Source organism: Bradyrhizobium tunisiense (assembly GCF_042263385.1).
Taxonomy (GTDB): domain Bacteria; phylum Pseudomonadota; class Alphaproteobacteria; order Rhizobiales; family Xanthobacteraceae; genus Bradyrhizobium; species Bradyrhizobium tunisiense.
In genome coordinates this window covers 608,926-627,639 of sequence record NZ_JBHLEV010000003.1, presented here as the reverse complement: position 1 = coordinate 627,639, position 18,714 = coordinate 608,926, and the positions used below count along the sequence as shown (strand labels likewise).

The 18,714-nt window shown below is 64.2% G+C and carries 20 protein-coding genes; 10 read left to right on the top strand and 10 right to left on the bottom strand.

Annotation, left to right across the window (positions count from 1 at the left end; translation table 11 throughout):
• Positions 1 to 67 precede the first annotated feature (67 nt).
• A complete protein-coding gene (locus ACFDR6_RS16225) occupies positions 68 to 1,045 on the bottom strand; it encodes a Bug family tripartite tricarboxylate transporter substrate binding protein (RefSeq protein ID WP_375858858.1) in 978 nt (325 codons plus the stop codon).
• Positions 1,046 to 1,185: 140 nt separating this feature from the next.
• On the opposite strand from ACFDR6_RS16225, the gene ACFDR6_RS16220 reads away from it, so the two are divergent.
• Positions 1,186 to 2,745, top strand: a complete 1,560-nt coding sequence (locus ACFDR6_RS16220) for a winged helix-turn-helix domain-containing protein (RefSeq protein WP_375858857.1) — start codon at positions 1,186 to 1,188, stop codon at positions 2,743 to 2,745.
• A gap of 60 nt (positions 2,746 to 2,805) precedes the next feature.
• Here the strand turns inward: ACFDR6_RS16220 and ACFDR6_RS16215 are convergent, their stop codons facing one another.
• The gene (locus ACFDR6_RS16215; protein WP_375858856.1) at positions 2,806 to 3,777 is read right to left on the bottom strand and encodes an ABC transporter substrate-binding protein; all 972 of its coding nucleotides are present in this window, start codon (positions 3,775 to 3,777) and stop codon (positions 2,806 to 2,808) included.
• Between the two features lie 172 nt (positions 3,778 to 3,949).
• On the opposite strand from ACFDR6_RS16215, the gene ACFDR6_RS16210 reads away from it, so the two are divergent.
• The 3 genes from ACFDR6_RS16210 to ACFDR6_RS16200 are packed head-to-tail and all read left to right on the top strand — an operon-like array spanning position 3,950 to position 6,067.
• Positions 3,950 to 4,681 (top strand): haloacid dehalogenase type II, encoded by a 732-nt coding sequence (locus tag ACFDR6_RS16210; RefSeq protein WP_375858855.1) that lies wholly within the window; start codon positions 3,950 to 3,952, stop codon positions 4,679 to 4,681.
• 37 nt (positions 4,682 to 4,718) lie between these two features.
• Complete coding sequence (locus ACFDR6_RS16205; protein WP_375858854.1) at positions 4,719 to 5,186, top strand: YbaK/EbsC family protein; 468 nt, start codon at positions 4,719 to 4,721, stop codon at positions 5,184 to 5,186.
• A gap of 59 nt (positions 5,187 to 5,245) precedes the next feature.
• Entirely contained in the window at positions 5,246 to 6,067 is an 822-nt protein-coding gene (locus ACFDR6_RS16200) for an adenylate/guanylate cyclase domain-containing protein (RefSeq protein ID WP_212080770.1), read from the top strand.
• A 62-nt stretch (positions 6,068 to 6,129) separates the two neighbouring features.
• Here ACFDR6_RS16200 and ACFDR6_RS16195 read toward each other — a convergent pair whose 3' ends face one another.
• Entirely contained in the window at positions 6,130 to 6,495 is a 366-nt protein-coding gene (locus tag ACFDR6_RS16195; RefSeq protein ID WP_375858853.1) for a hypothetical protein, read from the bottom strand.
• A 94-nt stretch (positions 6,496 to 6,589) separates the two neighbouring features.
• Positions 6,590 to 7,576 (bottom strand): tripartite tricarboxylate transporter substrate binding protein, encoded by a 987-nt coding sequence (locus tag ACFDR6_RS16190; RefSeq protein WP_375858852.1) that lies wholly within the window; start codon positions 7,574 to 7,576, stop codon positions 6,590 to 6,592.
• A gap of 149 nt (positions 7,577 to 7,725) precedes the next feature.
• Between ACFDR6_RS16190 and ACFDR6_RS16185 the strand changes: the two genes are divergently transcribed.
• Positions 7,726 to 7,983: a hypothetical protein gene (locus ACFDR6_RS16185; protein WP_375859124.1), complete on the top strand. Its 258-nt coding sequence runs from the start codon at positions 7,726 to 7,728 to the stop codon at positions 7,981 to 7,983.
• A 70-nt stretch (positions 7,984 to 8,053) separates the two neighbouring features.
• Here the strand turns inward: ACFDR6_RS16185 and ACFDR6_RS16180 are convergent, their stop codons facing one another.
• Entirely contained in the window at positions 8,054 to 8,989 is a 936-nt protein-coding gene (locus ACFDR6_RS16180) for a LysR family transcriptional regulator (RefSeq protein WP_212080091.1), read from the bottom strand.
• A gap of 116 nt (positions 8,990 to 9,105) precedes the next feature.
• Between ACFDR6_RS16180 and ACFDR6_RS16175 the strand changes: the two genes are divergently transcribed.
• The 3 genes from ACFDR6_RS16175 to wrbA are packed head-to-tail and all read left to right on the top strand — an operon-like array spanning position 9,106 to position 11,236.
• On the top strand, positions 9,106 to 9,858 hold the full coding sequence (locus tag ACFDR6_RS16175) for an SDR family NAD(P)-dependent oxidoreductase (RefSeq protein WP_212080089.1): 753 nt from the start codon (positions 9,106 to 9,108) through the stop codon (positions 9,856 to 9,858).
• A 34-nt stretch (positions 9,859 to 9,892) separates the two neighbouring features.
• Positions 9,893 to 10,591, top strand: coding sequence for a pirin family protein (locus ACFDR6_RS16170; protein WP_375858851.1), 699 nt, complete (start codon positions 9,893 to 9,895; stop codon positions 10,589 to 10,591).
• A 45-nt stretch (positions 10,592 to 10,636) separates the two neighbouring features.
• Complete coding sequence (wrbA, locus tag ACFDR6_RS16165; protein WP_212080085.1) at positions 10,637 to 11,236, top strand: NAD(P)H:quinone oxidoreductase; 600 nt, start codon at positions 10,637 to 10,639, stop codon at positions 11,234 to 11,236.
• A gap of 73 nt (positions 11,237 to 11,309) precedes the next feature.
• Here the strand turns inward: wrbA and ACFDR6_RS16160 are convergent, their stop codons facing one another.
• Positions 11,310 to 11,780, bottom strand: coding sequence for an Lrp/AsnC family transcriptional regulator (locus ACFDR6_RS16160; RefSeq protein ID WP_317242291.1), 471 nt, complete (start codon positions 11,778 to 11,780; stop codon positions 11,310 to 11,312).
• A 122-nt stretch (positions 11,781 to 11,902) separates the two neighbouring features.
• Here ACFDR6_RS16160 and ACFDR6_RS16155 point away from each other — a divergent pair, with 122 nt between their 5' ends.
• Positions 11,903 to 12,442, top strand: a complete 540-nt coding sequence (locus ACFDR6_RS16155; RefSeq protein ID WP_375858850.1) for an RBBP9/YdeN family alpha/beta hydrolase — start codon at positions 11,903 to 11,905, stop codon at positions 12,440 to 12,442.
• A gap of 21 nt (positions 12,443 to 12,463) precedes the next feature.
• On the opposite strand, the gene ACFDR6_RS16150 is transcribed toward ACFDR6_RS16155, so the two are convergent.
• The 3 genes from ACFDR6_RS16150 to ACFDR6_RS16140 form a co-directional block, all read right to left on the bottom strand.
• Positions 12,464 to 13,597, bottom strand: a complete 1,134-nt coding sequence (locus tag ACFDR6_RS16150) for a GNAT family N-acetyltransferase (RefSeq protein WP_375858849.1) — start codon at positions 13,595 to 13,597, stop codon at positions 12,464 to 12,466.
• 119 nt (positions 13,598 to 13,716) lie between these two features.
• Positions 13,717 to 15,069: an O-antigen ligase family protein gene (locus tag ACFDR6_RS16145; protein WP_375859123.1), complete on the bottom strand. Its 1,353-nt coding sequence runs from the start codon at positions 15,067 to 15,069 to the stop codon at positions 13,717 to 13,719.
• 15 nt (positions 15,070 to 15,084) lie between these two features.
• Positions 15,085 to 16,185 (bottom strand): glycosyltransferase, encoded by a 1,101-nt coding sequence (locus ACFDR6_RS16140; RefSeq protein ID WP_212080081.1) that lies wholly within the window; start codon positions 16,183 to 16,185, stop codon positions 15,085 to 15,087.
• A 244-nt stretch (positions 16,186 to 16,429) separates the two neighbouring features.
• Here ACFDR6_RS16140 and ACFDR6_RS16135 point away from each other — a divergent pair, with 244 nt between their 5' ends.
• Positions 16,430 to 17,422 (top strand): glycosyltransferase, encoded by a 993-nt coding sequence (locus tag ACFDR6_RS16135; protein WP_375858848.1) that lies wholly within the window; start codon positions 16,430 to 16,432, stop codon positions 17,420 to 17,422.
• Positions 17,423 to 17,437: 15 nt separating this feature from the next.
• Here ACFDR6_RS16135 and ACFDR6_RS16130 read toward each other — a convergent pair whose 3' ends face one another.
• Positions 17,438 to 18,466, bottom strand: a complete 1,029-nt coding sequence (locus ACFDR6_RS16130) for a glycosyltransferase family 2 protein (RefSeq protein ID WP_375858847.1) — start codon at positions 18,464 to 18,466, stop codon at positions 17,438 to 17,440.
• Between the last annotated feature and the right edge of the window lie 248 nt (positions 18,467 to 18,714).

Here is an 18,714-nt window from a genome sequence, read left to right as displayed (position 1 = left end):
ACTCCGCGGGGGGAGCGAGTTGGCCAGTCCTTGCTGCGCCAAATGGACATCTCCAATGCCTTGGGTGTCATTCGGGTTTGATCTGCGCCGTGCGGATCACATTGCCCCAGCGCTCGGTCTGCTCGGCGATGAGCGCGCCGAAATCGGCCGGTGAGCCCGGCAGCGGCGCTCCGCCGAGGTCCGCCAGCCGGGCCTTGATGCCTGGATCTGCGAGAGCCGCATTTATCTGGACGTTGAGCTTCTCGACTATTTGGACCGGCGTGCGTTGGGGCACTCCAATCCCGACCCAGCCGACCGACTCGTAGCCGAGCACCACCTCCCCCACGGGCGGGATATCCGGCAGAGCGGGAGACCTTGTCGCTGTTGTTACTGCCAGCGCGCGCAGCTTCCCGGACTTGATATGCTCGAGTGACGAGAGAATCGGGTCGAACGCCAACTGAATTTCGCCACGCAGAAGGTCGGTCAACATGGCCGCCGATCCTCGATAGCGCACATGCACGATGTCGATGTCCGCCATGATCTTGAACAGCGCGCCGGCCATGTGCTGGGGACTGCCATTGCCCGCAGACCCGAAATTCAGCTTGCCCGGGTTGGCCTTGGCATACGCGATCAGTTCCGCCACGGATCTGACTGGAAGCGAAGGATTCACGACCATGATGAGCGGAATTCGCATGATTCCGGCGACCGGCGCGACATCCCGGATGAAGTTGAAGCTGAGCTTCTCATACAGCGTTGCGTTGATGGCGTTGAACGATCCGGCCAGCAGGAGAGTATAGCCATCAGGATCCGACGCCACGACGGCCTCTGTCCCGATGTTGCCGCCCGCGCCCGGCCGGTTCTCGATGGTGCAGGGCTGCCCCAGGCGTTCGCCCAACCATTGACCGATCAGTCGGGCGCTGATGTCGGCGGCGCCTCCCGCAGCTTGCGGGACGATCACGCGGATTGGCCGCGCCGGGTAGGTCTCCGCTCGCGCGGTCAGGGCCACCGCCGGGAGGGTGGCAAGTCCTGCGGCAAGTTGAAGCAATCTGCGGCGGGTGACCGTCATGACTCCTGTCCTTGTGCTGCAACTGATGGCTGTGACAGTGTCATGCGCCTTGGTTTGCCGCTTTGCGGCTGGCTTACTTTATCCTTACCTTAAGCTTCATTTCGAGGGGCAGGCCGCTCCCGCGAATATCGGAGTGAAACTTGCTGTACCGGTTCGAAACGTACGTGCTCGACACGGACCGCCGGGAGCTTCGGAAAGGCGACGAGCTGGTACCGCTGGCGCCTCAGGTCTTTGATATCCTTGTCCTTCTGATTCACCATCGCCACCGCGTCGTAAGCAAGGACGAGCTCATCGGCGCGGTCTGGGGCGGCCGCATTGTATCGGAAAGCGCATTGACGACGCGGCTGAACGGCGCTCGCAAGGCAATCGGCGACACTGGCGAGGCACAGCGACTGATCAAGACTCTGCGCCGCGCAGGAGTCCGTTTTGTAGGCGAGGTAAGAGAGGAAAAGCAGCCGGCGGTCACTCCGACTGCGCCAACGCCAGTCGCCGGCACGGCCTCGCTGGAACAGCCATCGATCGTCGTTCTGCCCTTTGCGAACCTGAGCGGTGATCCGCAGCAGGACTATTTCACTGACGGTGTCGTCGACGACATCATCACCGAGTTGTCCCGATTTTCTGAATTGTTCGTCATCGCGCGCAACTCGAGCTTCACCTACAAGGGCAAAGCCGTCGATGTCCGGACCGTGGGACGCGACCTGGGCGTGCGGTATGCGCTGGAAGGAAGTGTACGCAAAGCCGCGAAGCGCGTTCGCATCACCGGGCAGCTGATCGACGCCGAAAGCGGAAAGCATATCTGGGCCGATCGTTTCGAGAGCTCGGTCGAGGACATTTTCGCGATGCAGGATCAGATGGCGCATAGCGTCGTGGGCGCGATCGCGCCCCGGCTGGAACAGGCAGAAATCGAACGGGCGAAGCGAAAGCCCACGGAAAACCTGACCGCCTATGATTGCTTCCTGCGCGGCATGGCGGACTGGCACGATTGGACCCGGTCCGGTCACGAGGCGGCGCTCAAGCACTTCCGTCGCGCGACTGAACTCGACCCGACCTTCGCGAGGCCGCATGCGCTTGCCGCCGGGTGCTATCTCATGCGGAAGTCGAACGGGTGGGTCGTCGATCGCAAGACGGAGATGGCCGAGACCGAACGCCTGGCGAGACTGGGCGCAGACCTGGGCCGTACGGATGCCGTCGCGCTCGCCTGGTGCGCACACGCGCTTGCTCACGTCGTCGGTGACATCAAGGCAGGTATCGCCCTGATCGATCATGCCCTGCAATTGAACCCGAACCTTTCGGTTGCGTGGCAGCGAAGCGGTTGGATCCACGTCTATGCCGGAGAGCCCGAGGTGGCGATCCAGCACGTCCGCAATGCCATGCGCCTCAGCCCACTAGACCCCCTGATGCATCTCGCACACTGCGCCATTGCTTACGGATATTTCTTTCTTGGAGATCTCGATCAATCTTCCGCCTGGTCTGATCGTGCGCTGCAGATGCGACCCGATTGGCCAGCTGCACTGCGCGTCCTGGCGATGAGCCACGCCCTGGCCGGTCGTGAGCGAGCAAGACAAGAGGTGATGACGCGGCTACGAGCGATGCAACCTACGTTGCGGCTATCGAACCTTCATGAACAGATATTCCTCAAGCGGCCGGAGCACTTTGAGAAATTTATCAGCGCCATGCGTAAAGCAGGACTGCCCGAGTAGCCGAACTGCGCCTGCCACTGCCCTGAGTTCGGATTGGGCCAATAAGCGACGTCAGAGCGCCTACTCGATCACCACATCGGCCCGCGTCAGCAGGGCCGGCGGCATGTTGACGCCGAGTGCTTTGGCAGTCTGGAGGTTTATTACGAGTTCGTACTTGGTCGGCCGTTCGACCGGCAGATCGCCAGGTTTCGTACCCTTGAGAATCTTGTCGATGAGGGTCGCAGACCGACGAAACTGATCTGGCAAGTCAGTTCCGTAGCTCAAGAGGAAGCCCGCTTCGGCGTATTCTCTCACCGCAGAGATTGCAGGCAGCCGATGTCTGATGGCCATGACGCCAATCAGGCCGCGATGGTTGAACAGCACTCCATCGCTCAGCACGATGAGCACCTGCGCGCGTTCACTCACCATCGTCGCGAACGCTTGTTCAAGTATGTCCGAGCCGCGCGCCTCGGCCGGAACAAGCGTCAACCCCAGCGCCTTGGCAGCTTCCCGCAGCGACGCCAGCCGGTCCTGATTGGGCGGAAAGTCCGGATTCCATAGAATGCCCACACGCGAGAGGTTCGGCAGAGTGTCCTTCAGAAATTCGAGCCGCTTGCCGTTGATCTCATCGCCGGGCTCGGAGCTAAACCCAGTGATATTGCCACCCGGACGCGCCAGACTGGCGACGAGTCCTGCACTGACCGGCTCGGCACTGTTGGCCATCACGATCGGGATCGTCCGGGTCGCCTTCATGGCTGCAACCGTGGTCGCATTGGTTCCGGACACGATAACGTCCACGCCGAGCCCCACCACCTCTGCGGCAAGCGCCGCCAGCCGCCCCACGTCTCCGTCGGCAAAGCGGTACTCGATGACGACATTCTCGCCGACGCGATAGCCAAGACTCCGCAGGCCGGCTTCGAAGGCTTTAACATTGCGAAGTGTTTGCTCCCGCGACGCGCTCGCGAGATATCCTATCCTGTAGACCCATCTTGCCGGTTGCTGCGCACGCGCGCCGAGCGGCCACGTTGCTGCCGCGCCGCCGATCAGCCCCATGAACTCGCGTCGTCGCATTGAGCACCGCGGAGTAAACGCCGGTCGATGTCCAAAGCCTAGCACTTTGCGATGAGACCGCCAGTGCGAACGGGCAATTAATGGTATAGCTGATGATTTACGAACTCCCTCAAGAGGAGTTCGTTGTGACCACAGCTGCCTGGAAGGATAGCCAATGCCCACCAAAGCCGTCGTGTTCGACGCCTACGGGACGCTCTACGACATCCAGTCCGTCGCAGAGGTCACCGAGGATGCGTTTCCGGGCTATGGGGAGATCATCACGCAGGTCTGGCGGATCAAGCAGCTCGAATACACCTGGTTGCGCTCGCTAATGCAGCGCTACCAGGATTTCGCCGCGGTCACCCGCGACTCGCTCGCCTATACGCTGCGCGTGCTCGGGCTTGCCTATGAGAGCGAGGCGTTCGAGGGTGTGATCGAGAAATATCTGAATCTCGATCTCTATCCGGACGCGACAACGGCGCTTGCGGCCCTGAAGCCGCGACAACTCGCGATCCTGTCCAACGGCAGTCCGGCCATGCTCGATGCGCTGGTGCGCAACTCCGGCCTCGATGCCCTGCTCGATGCCACCATCAGCGTCGATGCCAGGAAGATCTTCAAGCCGAGCCCGGAAGCTTATTCGCTGATCGGCGAGGAGCTCGGGACCGCGCCGAACGAGGTTCTGTTCGTGTCCTCCAATCCCTGGGACGTGGCGGGCGCAAAGTCGTTTGGGCTGAATGTCGCCTGGATCGAGCGGGTGACGCCGGGAGCCATGGCGCTGGCTTGCGTCGAGAACGAACTCGTGGCACCGCTAACGATGTTCAGGGCGATCCGCACCCAGATGGACGAGCTTGGCGTTGCGCCGGACCACCGCGTCAGGGCGCTGTCCGAGCTGCCAATGATTGCTTAGGCATCGCCGCCCGCAAGTCTGACATGAGCTGCCCGGAATGAGCCTGGAATCCGTTCGCGCCTTCTTCGCCGAGAAAGCCCCCGACATCTCCGTCATCGAATCCCCGATCAGTTCGGCCACAGTGCAGCTTGCCGCCGAAGCCTTTGGCGTCGAGCCCGGAATGATCGCCAAGACGCTGTCCTTGCGCGTCGGCGAGCGCGTGATCCTGATCGTGGCCGCCGGCACCTCGCGGATGGACAACAAGAAGGTCAAGGCGCAATTCGGCGGCAAGCCGAAGATGCTGGGGCTGGAAGAGGTCGCCGAGATCACCGGCCACGAGGTCGGCGGCGTCTGCCCGTTCGGGCTGAAGGCGCCGCTGCCGGTCTATTGCGACGTCTCGCTGAAGGCCTTCGACGTCGTGGTGCCGGCCGCGGGCTCGACCCACAGCGCGGTGCGCATCACGCCGGAGCGGATGGCCGAGCTCACCGCGGCCGAATGGGTCGATGTCTGCGAGGTCAGGCCGTAAAGCGGCACCGGATACGATGCCTGATGCATTTGCCCGCGAGGCAGGCTAGCATGGCGGCGATGACCGACGACAAGGTGAAACGACGACTGACCACCGTGCTGTGCGCTGACGTGTACGGCTATTCTCGTCTCATGGAAGCAGACGAGACCGGGACGCTGGAGACGCTCCGCCGCTACCGCGCGGCCATTGCGCGACTGGTCGAGCGTCATGACGGCCGCATCGTGAATACCTGGGGCGATGCCGTGATCGCCGAGTTCGCCAGCGTCGTCGAGGCCGTGCAATGCGCAGTCGAGATTCAGCAGGAAATCTCGTCGGACGCGCCCCGAACGCCCCCCATGCAGTTTCGCATCGGCATCAACCTCGGCGATGTCATGGTGGACGGCTCCGACATCTACGGCGACGGGGTCAATATCGCATCGCGGCTGCAAGAGCTTGCCGAGCCCGGCGGCGTCGTGATCTCGAGCTCCGTCTACGATCAGGTGCACAACAAGCTGTCCGTGGGCTTCGACTGCCTCGGTCAGCGCCCGATGAAGAACATCGCCCCCCTGACCAGTTACCGGCTGACCCTGGGTAGCCAGGCCACCGGACCAGGGAGCTTCGCCATCGAGGAGAGCGCAACGTCCTCAGAGAGAGCGCGTGCTCAGCGGATCGACGACAGGCGGGTGCCATCTTCGCCGACGAATGTCGTCTTGAACTGGTTCGCAAAGCTGCCTCGCCCGGTTGCAGCAGCCCTCACCGTGTCGGCCTTCCTGATTGCGATCAATCTGTTCACCAGCAACAAGATCTGGTTCCACTGGCCAGTGGCAGCCATTCTCTTCGGTATGGCCATGCGGATGGTGCTTGGAAGCAGGCCTGAATCGGACAGCAGAAGCGAGCGCTGAACAAGGCGGCACGACAGCGTCCTGGCGCTGCGCGTGCCTCCGGATCATGCATTCAATAGAGTCTAGTCGTCGTTATCGTCATAGGGACGCGGTTGCACCTGGGAAGGTGGCGGCGCATTGTTATAGCGCGGCGGCGGCGCGGCGCGATTGCGCGGCATCTGCTGTGGCGGCATCTGCTGCGGCGGCATCTGATTGTTGGACTGGAACACCGCGCGGCAGCCGCTCGAGAGCTGCGGCGTGTTCTGCTGCAAGCAGGCCGTGATGCGGCTCACGTCCGGAATCTGGTCGCTGCACAGGCGCCACACATCCGGTGTGCAGGCCATCTGCTGTTCCATGGTTCCACGATATTCTTCGGCGAATGCTGCGCCCTGCGCGACGATGCCGCCGACAGCGAGCGCCACACCCAGCGCAATCCGCTCTGTTCGCATGTCCAGTCCTTCTCGATTCCAGCGAATTCTCTTCAATCAATGAGGCGGGAGCCGGTTCTGGACCAACAAAAAAATGTGAAATCGAGCCTGGAACCTACTCCACCTTGCCGATCTTCTTCACGGCCGCGATCAGCCGCGTGCTGTCCAGCGCGACGAACTCGGCGAAGGCCGGCGCGTCCTGATAGGCGACGAGGCTGCCCGAGGTCTCGAACGCCTTGAGCACGTCGGGACTCGTCATCACCTGCGCCATCGCCTCGCGCAGGCGTGTCGCGACCGGCGCGGGAAGAGAGCTCTGTGCGAACAGCCCGGCCCAGATGTAAAACTCGACGTCCTTGTAGCCGAGCTCCTGGAAGGTCGGCACGTCGGGGAAGCTCGCGATGCGCTGCGCGCCGCAATTGCCGAGCACGCGCAATTTGCCGTCGTCGACCTGCGGCTTCAGCGTGCCGGGTGCCGCGGCGATCGCCTGCACGGTGCCGCCGAGGATCGCGGTGAGTGCCGGACCTGCGCCGCGGAACGGCACGTGCAGCAGCTTGATGCCGGCATTGCTTGCGAACATCTCCATCGCCACATGGAGCGTGCCATAGGGCCCTGACGAGCCGTAGGGGATCTGACCCGGGCGCTTCTTCGCATCCTCGACGAAATCCTGCGCCGTCTTCCACGGCGCGGAGGCGGGCACCGCCAATAGCGTGGGATCGGCGAGCACGCGCGCGATCGGCATGAACTGCGAGACCTCGTAGGCGACGGGGCGGTCGAACAGCCGGTCGGCCTCGGGGAGCACCGCGAGCGAGGACAGCGTCATCAGCAGCGTGTAGCCGTCCGGCTCGGCGCGTGCCGCCGCGGCATTGCCGACCGAGCCGCCGCCGCCCCCGGCCCTGTTGTCGACGATCACGGGCTTGCCGAGGATACGCTCCAGCGCCATGGCGACGGGGCGCGCGGCAAGGTCGGCCTGGCCTCCGGCCGGGAACGGCACGATCAGGGTGATGTTGCGCGAGGGGTAGGCTTGCGCGAAGACCAGGCCCGGTGCTGCAACCCCCAACAACGGCAATGCCGCAGCCGCGCGCAAGAGACCGCGTCGATCCATGATGGTGCCCTCCCTGATTTTTCTTGTTTTCGCTGCCAGCCTAACGCGCCAGGCGGCAAGAACAAGACGTTTACGAAATGTTAGCCATGTCGGGCTCCTTCCGGAACGCATGTCCGGACCCGCTGTTGCCCTCTCAGGGAGAGTGGATGATGCGGAATCTGGCGACCATCGACGTTGCGCTGGACGAGATGCTGGTGAATCTCGCGGCGATCGTGTTGCGGCTTTCAAAGCCCGAATTGACGCAGACGCCGGAAGCGCGGCGCGCCCTGGCGCAATCCGTCCATCAATATGCAGTTTGCGCCAAGCGTTCGAGCGACCCGCGCGTTCACGAATTGAAGTCGCAGCTGGAGGAAACGCTGAAGCCGAGCCTGCGCATCGTCGCGATCGACGGCGTGAAGGTGTCGTAGTCAAACACCGTCATTGCGAGGAGCCCTTGCGACGAAGCAATGACGGAGATCGTTGAAGCCGCGCGCGCTCCTACGACATCTTGGCTTTCCCGCGCGTCCGCCGCTTGCATGTGCCCGGCAGCTTGGCCGCGAGAAAATCACCGAGCGCTTCGACGCGCGCGGGGCGCGGGCCGCCGGGCGGGGTCACCAGATGCACGGCGCCTTCGGCCTGTTTCCAGTCCTTCAGGATCACTTCGACCTCGCCGGACGAAATCGCTTCACCAACGATGAACTCGGGCAACTCGGCGATGCCGAGGCCTGCGAGCAGCGCCGGCATCAACGCCTCGCCATTGTTGACGCGAAGCTGGCCGCCCGGGCGCACGCTGGCCTGCTCGCCGGCCGAATTGGTGTAGTGCCAGACGTTGGGCGTGGACAGATAGGCGTAGCTGAAGCATTTGTGCTCGGCCAGATGCATCGGATGCGTCGGCCGTCCGTGTTGCTTCAGGTAGGACGGCGCAGCCACGGTGTAGCGCGGCATGGTGAAGAGCTGCCGCGCGATCAGTGAGGAATCCGGCAGGCGCGCGATCCGCACCGCCATGTCGAAACCTTCGCCGATCAGATCGACGGTCGCATCGCTCAAATGCAGATCGACCGAGACTTCCGGATAGGCCTCGAAGAACTCCGGCAGCAGCGGCGCCACCGCCTTGATGCCGAACGTCATGGGCACGGCGAGCCGCACCAGGCCGCGCGGCGCCACCGATTGCGCCAGCGCCTCGTTCTCGGCGGCCTCGCCGTCGGCCAGAAGGCGCGTGGCGCGGTCGGCGAGCTTGTGGCCGGCATCCGTCAGCGCGAGGCGGCGCGAGGTGCGGTTGAACAGGCGGGCCCCGAGCCGCTCCTCGAGCCGGGTCACGGCCTTCGAGACCGTCGCCTTGGACATCGCGAGCTCGCTCGCGGCCCCTGCAAATGACCGTAACTCCACGACTTTCGCGAAAATCGCGAGCGCCTCGAAATCGGGGAGTTTTGCCATGGCAGCCGGTCCGATCTGAAGTTTAGGAAACAATGTGTTTCGATAGTTTCTATTTCTATACCACAGGCGGAGGCTTATCCAAGGGGTCATCAGACATTCAGGAATGGAGAAATCCAATGACCAAGAAGCTCTCGGGCAAGGTTGCCCTCGTCACCGGCGCTTCGCGCGGCATCGGCGCCGCTTCGGCCCGCGCGCTCGCAGATGAAGGTGCTGATGTCGCCATCAGCTATGTCGCCTCGCCGGACAAGGCGGAGGCCGTCGTCGCCGACCTCAAGGCCAAGGGCGTCAGGGCCCGCGCTTTCAAGGCCGACCAGGCTTCCGCGAAGGACGTCACGCAACTGGTCAACGACGTCGCCAGGGAATTCGGCAAGCTCGATATCCTCGTCAACAATGCCGGCGTCGCCGCCGGAGGTGCGATCGACGATGCCAATGCCGACACGGAAGCGCTCGCCCGTCAGGACCAGGTCAATGTGCATGGTGTGATCGCGGCGATCCGCGCCGCTTCGCAATTGATGGGTGAAGGCGGCCGCATCGTCACTGTCGGCTCGATGCTGGCCGACCGCGCTTCGTTCCCCGGCCTTGCCGACTACGTCGCCACCAAGGCAGCCGTGGTCGGCTACACCAAGGGTGCGGCACGGGATCTCGGCCCGCGCGGCATCACCGTGAACGTGGTGCAGCCCGGCTCGATCGACACCGACATGAATCCGAAGGATGGCGGCGAGTTCGCCGAGACCCAGCGCAAGCAGCACGCACTGCAACGCTTCGGCCGTCCCGAGGAAGTCGCCGCCGGCGTCGTTTTTCTCGCAAGCCCGGAAGCCTCCTTCGTCACCGGCACCGTGCTCAATGTCGACGGCGGATTTGGCGCGTGACGCCAAGCTCTCTCCTCCAATCAGGAACACGTCCATGATCGAACTCAGACCTTTCGCAAAGCTCGGCGGCGCGGACCACGGCTGGCTCAAGGCCAAGCACCATTTCTCCTTCGCCGGCCATTATGACCCCAACAACATGGGTCATGGCGCCCTGCGGGTGTGGAACGACGACGAGATCGCGCCGAACACCGGCTTTCCCGCCCATCCCCACGCCAACATGGAGATCATCACCTATGTGCGCGAGGGTGCCATCACCCACCAGGACAGTCTCGGCAACGAGGGCCGCACCGAAGCGGGCGACGTGCAGGTGATGAGCGCCGGCAGCGGCATCCGGCACTCCGAGTACAATTTCGAGCCGACGCAGACGCGGATCTTCCAGATCTGGATCGAGCCCACGGCGCGCGGGGGACAGCCCACCTGGGGATCCAAGCCGTTCCCGAAGGCGGACCGCTCCGGCAAGCTCGTCACCATCGCGAGCGGGATCGAAGGTGATGCCGACGCGCTGCCGATCCGCGCCGATGCGCGGGTGCTCGCCACCACGCTGAAGGCGGGCGAGAGCGCGGAGTACGCGCCGCAGACGTCACGGCACCTCTACCTCGTGCCGGCGGCGGGTGCCGTCGAGATCAACGGCGTCCGCGTCAACGCCCGCGACGGCGCCGCGATCCGCGACGAGGCCAGGCTGACGATCACCGCGCTGGAAGATTCGGAGATCGTGCTCGTCGACGCGGCCTGACGACCTCAACAAGATCAATCCATCAAATCTGAAACGGAGACCACCATGACCAAAGTTCTCGTCCTCTATTATTCCGCCTATGGCCATATCGAGGCGATGGCCAACGCCGTCGCCGAAGGCGCACGCGAGGCCGGCGCCACCGTCGACATCAAGCGCGTGCCGGAGCTGGTGCCGGCCGAGGTCGCCAAAGCCTCCTATTACAAGGTTGATCAGGCCGCTCCCATCGCCAAGGTCGAGGACCTCGCCAATTACGACGCGATCATCGTCGGCACCGGCACCCGTTTCGGCCGCATGGCCTCGCAGATGGCGAATTTCCTCGACCAGGCCGGCGGCCTCTGGGCCAAGGGTGCACTGCACGGCAAGGTCGGCGGCGCCTTCACCTCGACCGCGACCCAGCATGGCGGCCAGGAGACGACGCTGTTCTCGATCATCACCAACCTGCTGCATTTCGGCATGGTCGTCGTCGGCTTGAACTACGGCTTCGCCGGTCAGATGAAGCTCGACGAGGTCACAGGCGGCGCGCCCTATGGCGCCACCACGATCACCGGCGGCGACGGCAGCCGCCAGCCCAGCGCCAACGAGCTCGCCGGCGCGCGGTACCAGGGCCGCCAGATCGCGGAGACGGCAAAAAAACTGCACGGTTGACGGGGATCGCGGCATTCCCGTTCGGGAATGCCGCACCGTTTGGTGCAGCGGCGGCATTGCCGCCGCCCGACATTCAGACGCTCTTCTTCCTGACAAGCTCGCGGCCGATCGGCCGCACCGGCTCGCTCCGCAGCACCAGCGATGTCGTGACGGCACCGAATCCGGCAATGCGATCCACGATCGTCTCGAGATCCTCAGGAGCGGGAACGAGCACCTTGAGCACGAAACAGTCATCACCGGTCACACGATGGACTTCGATGATGTGGGGAATCTCCGCGAACCTCTTGAGGCATGTCTTGATGTGCTCATGCGTGGTCCGCAGACGCACCAGCGCCATCAGACCAAGCCCGAGCGCGCGCGGATTGATGCGAGCGCCGTAGCCCTCGATGATCCCGGCGTCCTCGAGCCGTCTGACGCGCTCGGACACCGCGGGCTGGGACAACCCTACGGAACGGCCAAGCTCGGACAGCGGCACGCGCGCGTTGACCTGCAGCGCCTCCAGGATCTTCAGGTCCTTGGCATCGATGCTCCCGAAGCGATCCAACCGAATTCTCCATTTCACCTTGAGATCATCGGTAAACGGCCGATTGCGCCGATGACTTGCCATGTGATGCAGGACCGGGATCGGTCACACTGCCGCCTCAACTCAGATATCACGGGACGATCATGCACGACATCATCACATTGCCCGGCCTCGGCGGCTCAGGCGACACCCATTGGCAGACGCTGTGGGAATGCTCCGAGCCGCGCTTCACGCGATTTCGACCGGCGAACTGGGACCGTCCGGAGCTCGACGACTGGGAGCAATCGCTGCAGCGAGCGATCGTGCGCAGCCCGAAGCCGCCTGTCCTGGTTGCCCATAGCCTCGCATGCCTGCTGGTGGCGCATTGGGCCGCTCGCTTCCCGACCGCAATTGCCGGCGCATGTCTGGTCGCCGTCCCCGATCCCGACGGCGCCAATTTTCCTTTGGAAGCCGCCACGTTCAAGCCCGTCCCGGAGCGCGTCTTGCGCTTTCCTTCGCTGATCATCGCGAGCACGAACGATCCCTATGGCGCGATCGAGTTCACGCAGCGACAAGCACGCATCTGGCAGTCCGGTTTGGTCGCGCTCGGCCCACTCGGCCACATCAATGCGTCGAGCGGGCTCGGCGACTGGCCGCAGGGTCGCGCGCTGCTGGAGGCCTTTCGTGCGGGGCTTCCAAGATGACACACGCAAGTCTCGCTCGGATCAACGCTTCCCCTTGCCCATGGCCCGCGCCGCGAGGGCGGCGAGCCTGGGGTGGCGGCGCAGGCCCTGCGCGGCATGATCGCGCCATGCAAAGGGCAAGCCCCGCCAGGACAGCGCGACGCTGACATCGGTCAGCGGCACCCGCTCGGCGCCGAAGCGGCGCTTGTAGTCCAGATTGCCGATGCTGAGGTCGAAGCGGCGCACGCCCCGTGCATGCAGCCCCGCTATCGTGCGCTCGGCGACCAGCAGCCCCGGCGAGCAGCTCGACCATGAATCGCCGCCATGGCTGATGCGCAACAGGTAATAGGTCGCGCCGTGCATGACACCGAGCGTGGTGGCGACGATGCCCTCGTCGCAGACCAAGGCCGAGACGACGGCGTAGCCTTCCGCAAGGCCTTGGCGGGCAACCTCGCGATAGAACCGCGCATGGGTCTTATCGTTGAGGACGAACGGCGAGCCGAGCTTTCGCATGCGTGCCTGCTGCTGTTCGTCCATCACATCCAGCAGCTCTTGTGCGCGCGCGACATCCGTTGCGATCTCGAACCGCGCCCCCGCATGGCGGGTGAAAACGCGCCAGCAGCGCGGCATCTGCATGCGCTTGATCGACGCCTGGTAGACCCGATAGTCGTCGCCCGTCAGCACGAGATTGCAGTTGAGCGAGGAGGATCCCGTCCGGCCGAGCGACACCAGCGGGTTCGCCTTGCCGCCGACCTTTGCCGGCATCTTCCTCAGGCGGAGGAGATCGAGGCCATCAGGCAAGGCACGCAACGCCTCGACCAGCGCCTTGCCGATCGCATCCGTCGCCACCGCATCGTGCGCCAGGATCGGCGCGTTGTTGTCGGAGACGCCGAGATCGGCGAATTCGACGATGCGGATGCCGCGCCTGACGTGGCTGATCATCGGCACGATCGCGACGTCCTTGCCGGTGGCGGCATTGGAGATCACGGCGATCAACGGCGCGACGTCATCGAACGCCTGGTACCAGGCTCCCAGCCAGCAGCCATGCTGGAAAGCAGTGCGATGCCCGGCGTTCAGGCGCGAAGCGGCCTGGCCCCAGTCACGTACGAAATCGACCACGATGCCCGACGTGCTGGACACCCGACCATCTGGTTGCTCGACGCTGAGGACCGTCATCCGCGGGGCATACGATTACTGAATGTTGGCAGATAGATTGTGTTTTGTCGCAGACCACGGGGAATGTTGCTTATCGTTAAGCGATTGCCACGGCGGACAGCCCTGAACGCGACAAGCCGTCATTGCTTCGGTTCCGTCCGCGTGACGCACTGGAACCTCGCCAGGAAGTGCAGGCCGGCCACCGCCAGAGCGAACAGGAACCAGATCGGATTCTGCCGTTCGAGCAGAAAGGTCTCGGTCGCTCCATAATAAAGGCCGAACAGCCACACGGTCAGGAACAGCTTTGCCAGCGCGCCACTGCGGTTGTGAGCCTGTGCTGCGTGAAAATTGCGGAGCGGTGCGAGCACGAAGATGAGAATCACGAGCAGCAGTCCCGGCAGGCCGATGGTGACCACGAGGTCGAGATAGCTGTTGTGGCTGTGGGCCGCCGATGTCGCCCATTCGGCGCCCTGGGTGGTTTGCCGTGCCGTCACGTCGTCCCAGAAGGCCGCATAGCCGTGACCGATCATCGGCTTTTCGGCGACGGCCGCGAGCGCGAACTCCCAGATCGCGGAACGGCCCGTAAAGGTGGGATCCAGCGGAAGCAGCCGCGTCATGGCACCGAGCGCGGGGCTCAACACGCTGCCGACCGTCAGCAGGTTCATCGCGATCAGCGGCACGAAGCACATGATCCGCTTCAGCCACAGGCCGGGCGTGACATAGACCAGCGATGCGAGTGCGTAGATCGCAAGGCACAGCACCGACGACGTCTTGCCGCCGGTGAAGATCAGGAAGATGCCGGCGAGCGCTGCGATCACGGGGCCCATCACGAACGATCCGACGGCCGACAGATAGATGCCGACATAGACCAGGATCGTCATCACGGGTGAGGCGACGTTCTTGTGGCCAAAACTGCCGCGCCAGTCGCCGGCGAGCTGCGGCTCGGCGATATCGAGCGCGGTGTGGATCGAATATTGCGGCGCCAGGAAGACGCCGAGATAGCAGAGCGCGAGCAGCACCAGCGCGGCGGCGCCCAGGCACATGTTGAAGCTGCGCTGCGTCGGCGGCAGCAATGGCAGCACGACGGCGAGCGACGTCACGCTTGCGAGGAGCACGAACCGCTGGATCGAAACGCCTCGGCTTTCGGAGAGAACGATGCTGATGATCAGCCAGCCCACGAGACAGAGGTGAAGCGGCGTCACCAGGCTCTTCAGCGCCGGTCCATCCGTCGCGGCGACGAACAGCACCGCAATCGCAGCCAGGAGCCCCCAGGACACATAGGTCAGCGCCATTCGTCCGCCGACGACATTGCTGATGTCAGGGTTGCGCAAGTCGGGGAAGGGATCGAGCGTCACCAGCACCAGTAGCAGCGACGCGACGGCGACGAGACAGCGCGCAGCCTGCCCGGCATTGAGCCGCGCCAGGCCATCGCGCAGGACATGGCCGAACGATCGGGCCTCGAGGTCCATCATGTCAGCGGCGCTGCGGTCGATGCTCCGGTCCATGGCTCAAAACATCTGATGACGCCGGTGAAGCTCCAGGTCCTGGCTCAACCCTGCTGAGCGTCCCTCAACAGGCGTGCCGGGGGCCTGCTCCGCCGGTTGCCGCACGATGCTCCGCGCAATCTCGTAATATTGCAGCGCGCGTTGCTCCAGCGTGAGGCTGTCCAGGACAAAGCCGCGCGGATCGAATCCGCCGGCAGCACACCCGGCCCAGAACTTGTCCCAGCCCGCCTCGAATCCCGCGATGTCCAGGAACTTGGCTCCGCAGCGGTCGTCCCAATAGGGCACCGACGAGACCGGCGCGAACTGCACGCGGTGCGGATAGTAATCGGGATCACGCCAAGGACCGCCCGGATCCCAGGCGAACACCGGAACGCCGCAAGACAAGGCCTGCTGATAGGCGATGCCCTGGCTTTCGTTCTGGCACAGGAAGATCATCGCGCGCGAGCGCGCCAGCGCCGCCTGATAGTCTTCCTCCTTGTAGCTGCCGTAGCGCAGCTCCGTGAACGAGCGCCCCTCTTTTCGCAGACGGGCGCGGACGGGCTCGATCAGCTCCGCCGCATAGCGCTCGCGCTCCCAGTGGACCTTGTCGTAGATCAGCACGTCGACCTTCTTCTGCGATGGCTCAGACGGTGTCCAGAGATCGGTGTCGATGCCGACCGGCCATGCCTCCGTCTGGGGCCAATACGGCCGGTACATGTCGACGTACCAGGGGCCGGGCACCACGACCTTCTTGACCGGCAGACGCTTGAACAAATCGGGGTCGTCGAGCGGATGATTGTGGGCGGCCACACCGAGCAGGATCGGGTTCTTCCATGCGAACTTGTCGAGCAGGAAGGTGCGGCCGACGATGCAGGCGAGCTCGTCCGGGTGCTGCGCGATGTAGCCGTAATCGTTGACGCGGTAGCGGATGCCGAGCCGATCGAGCCCCGCGCAGAGATTGAGGAACACGCGAAGCTGTCCGCTCATGCGCGGCTCGCCGAGCAGCAAGCGACGCGCCACGCGCCGCAGATGCCGGTCGCCGGGGAACCAGCGGTCGTCCTTGTCCTCATAGAACAGGTTGAGGATCATCGCGTCGGGGTCGGGTTTGAATGTCTTTGCGGGCACTGGATTCCATCCGCGGCAGCCGGATGCGCATTCTCGCATGGGACCGGCTGTCGCACTCTTCCAAATTTGCCACAGGCTTAATGCCAGCGGCTTAACGCTAATTGGCGAAACCACGCTCACGCGTGCCTTCGCGGCAACGATCTCGCCGCAATGCAGGTATCATTCGCAAGCAACCAACGTTGCGATCGATCGCATCGTCCATTCAACAGATGCGCCCTGGTTAACAGACTCTTAAAGGCGAGCCGTGGCTCAGATCACTGCCGAAGACGTTCTCGATTTGCCGGCCAACACGCGCGTCGTTACGCCGGCCCGCCAGCCGCTGCCGTCGAGCTCGAGCACGTCGGTATCCATCGTCATTCCCGCCAAGAACGTTGCGGCCTATGTCGGCGAAACCCTCGCCAGCGCACTGGCGCAAAGCGGGGTGGGAGAAGTGATCGTGGTGGACGACGGCTCGACCGACGACACCGCCGCGATCGTCCGCGCCGTTCGCGACCCGCGACTGCGCCTGATGACGAATGATTCCGCCGGCGTATCAGCGGCGCGCAATCTCGGCGCGCGATCTGCCAGCGGCGAGTGGCTGCTCTTCCTCGATGCTGACGACCGCCTGCGTCCCGGCGCGGTGGCTGCACTGCTGGCGGCCGCACGCGGCGCGCCCCGCGCGGTTCTCGTCTACGGCGACTACAACACGATCGACAGCGAGGGACGGCAGATCGGCCGGCGGGGCCTGCTGAAGGGGCGCCGCAAGCCGTCGGGCGACGTGCTGGCCCGGCTCGCGGCCGGCAACTTCATCGTCAACGGCGGTATCGCGCTCGCGCGTGCCGAGGCCTTCCGCGCCATCGGCGGTTTCGACACCTCGCTCAGATACTGCGAGGATTGGCACTGCTGGTGCCGGCTTGCCGCGATCGGCGAGTTCGAGTTCGCTCCGAAGCTGCTGCTCGACTATCGCCTGCACACGGCCAACACCATGAACGCGGCGCTGCGAACGCCGAAGGATTTCTTCCCGGCAATCGCACGGGTGTTCGATGATGGGCTGATCCTGGCGAGACTGCCCGAGCGCATGACGGCCGGGCTGCGCCTCGCCGCCGAGATTCATCTCGTCACCTATTCGGCGATGCAGGCGGTCCGCTTCAGCAGATATCGCGACGCCTTCGCCTACCTCGCGATGATCGGCCGGCGATCGCTCAAATCGCTGCCGCGTGCCACGGTGAGGGTCGCCCTCGCCCGTTTCGGCATCTGACCGGCAGCTTCGGCGTCAGGACACGATCTTCGAGGCCTCGTAGGGCTTCGGCTCGACACCCAGCGCCGCCAGGGCGGCACCAAATGCAACCATGACCGGATGCATTGCGACGACGGCCTTCGACGACGTCAACAGGCCTGCGGCGCGAACCAGCGACAGCGGCAACCGTCCGAGCATCTGCGCGAACACTCGCGCCCGCGCGGCCGGGCTCTGCGCGGCCTTGTATTGCACACGATAGTTGATCGCGCCGATACGCAGGCCACGCTTTGCGATCCAGCCGAGGGTGGTGCGGCTCGTTGGCACGGTCTCGGTGATCACCGCCTCGGCCGTCCAGTGGAAGATCATGCCGGCATCGCGGCACCGCACGAAGAAGTCGCAATCGCCGCCGCCGAGGAAATTGAAACGCAGGTCGAAGGCGGGACGCTCGAACCGCTCGAAGGCCGCGCGCGTGATCAGGCAATTGCCGCAGCCATAGATCAGCGGCACCGCGCCGGAATAGTCGTAGGCCGGACAGAAGGCGGGATGACGCGAAAGCCAGGGCTTGCTGTCGTCGTCGAAGACCGGCAGCACCGGCCCTCCGACGATTTCGGCGCCGGTTGCTTCCGCGGTACGGACCATCAGCTCGAGCCAGTCGGGTGATGCGATCTCGTCGTCGTCGATCATCAGGAAGCGGGTCGCGGCGGGAAACAGCGCCTGCGCGGTCTCGAACGCAGCGTTGATCGCCTGGCAATTACCTTGCCGCTTCTCGACGAGACAGATGCCCTGCAGCCTGCCTTCGACCAGAAATTCCGCCGCGACCGGCGCGCTTTCGCGCAGTGCGGCGTCGTTCTCGACCATGACGACGGCAAAGGAACGCGGGGTACGCTGGTTCACCAGGGATTCCAGCGTCAGCCGCAAATGCTGCGGCCGGCGGAAGCAGGGAATGCAGACGACGATGCCGACCGACAGGTCGATGACGCGGGAGCTCGCCACGATCTCCCGGTCGGGATCGCGCACGGCATCCGAGATACGCATGGCGGACAGGTCTGTCGGGATCAATGTCATGACGCTCTAGATGTCCGAGATATGTTGAGAAAGCCCTGCTTCATCACACGTCCCACGACGGCACATCGCCGCGGGACAGATGCGTCCCGAAATGAACGGATGAGCGGAAGCGCGTGCCTGCGCCCCGCGCCGATCTCCCGGCCGTCTTGAACCGACATCATGCGCTTTAACCGGCTTCTCCCGCGAAATCATGCGTGCGTGATACTGCAATTCGCGGTCCATGTGCGAACGACGACCCAACATGGACA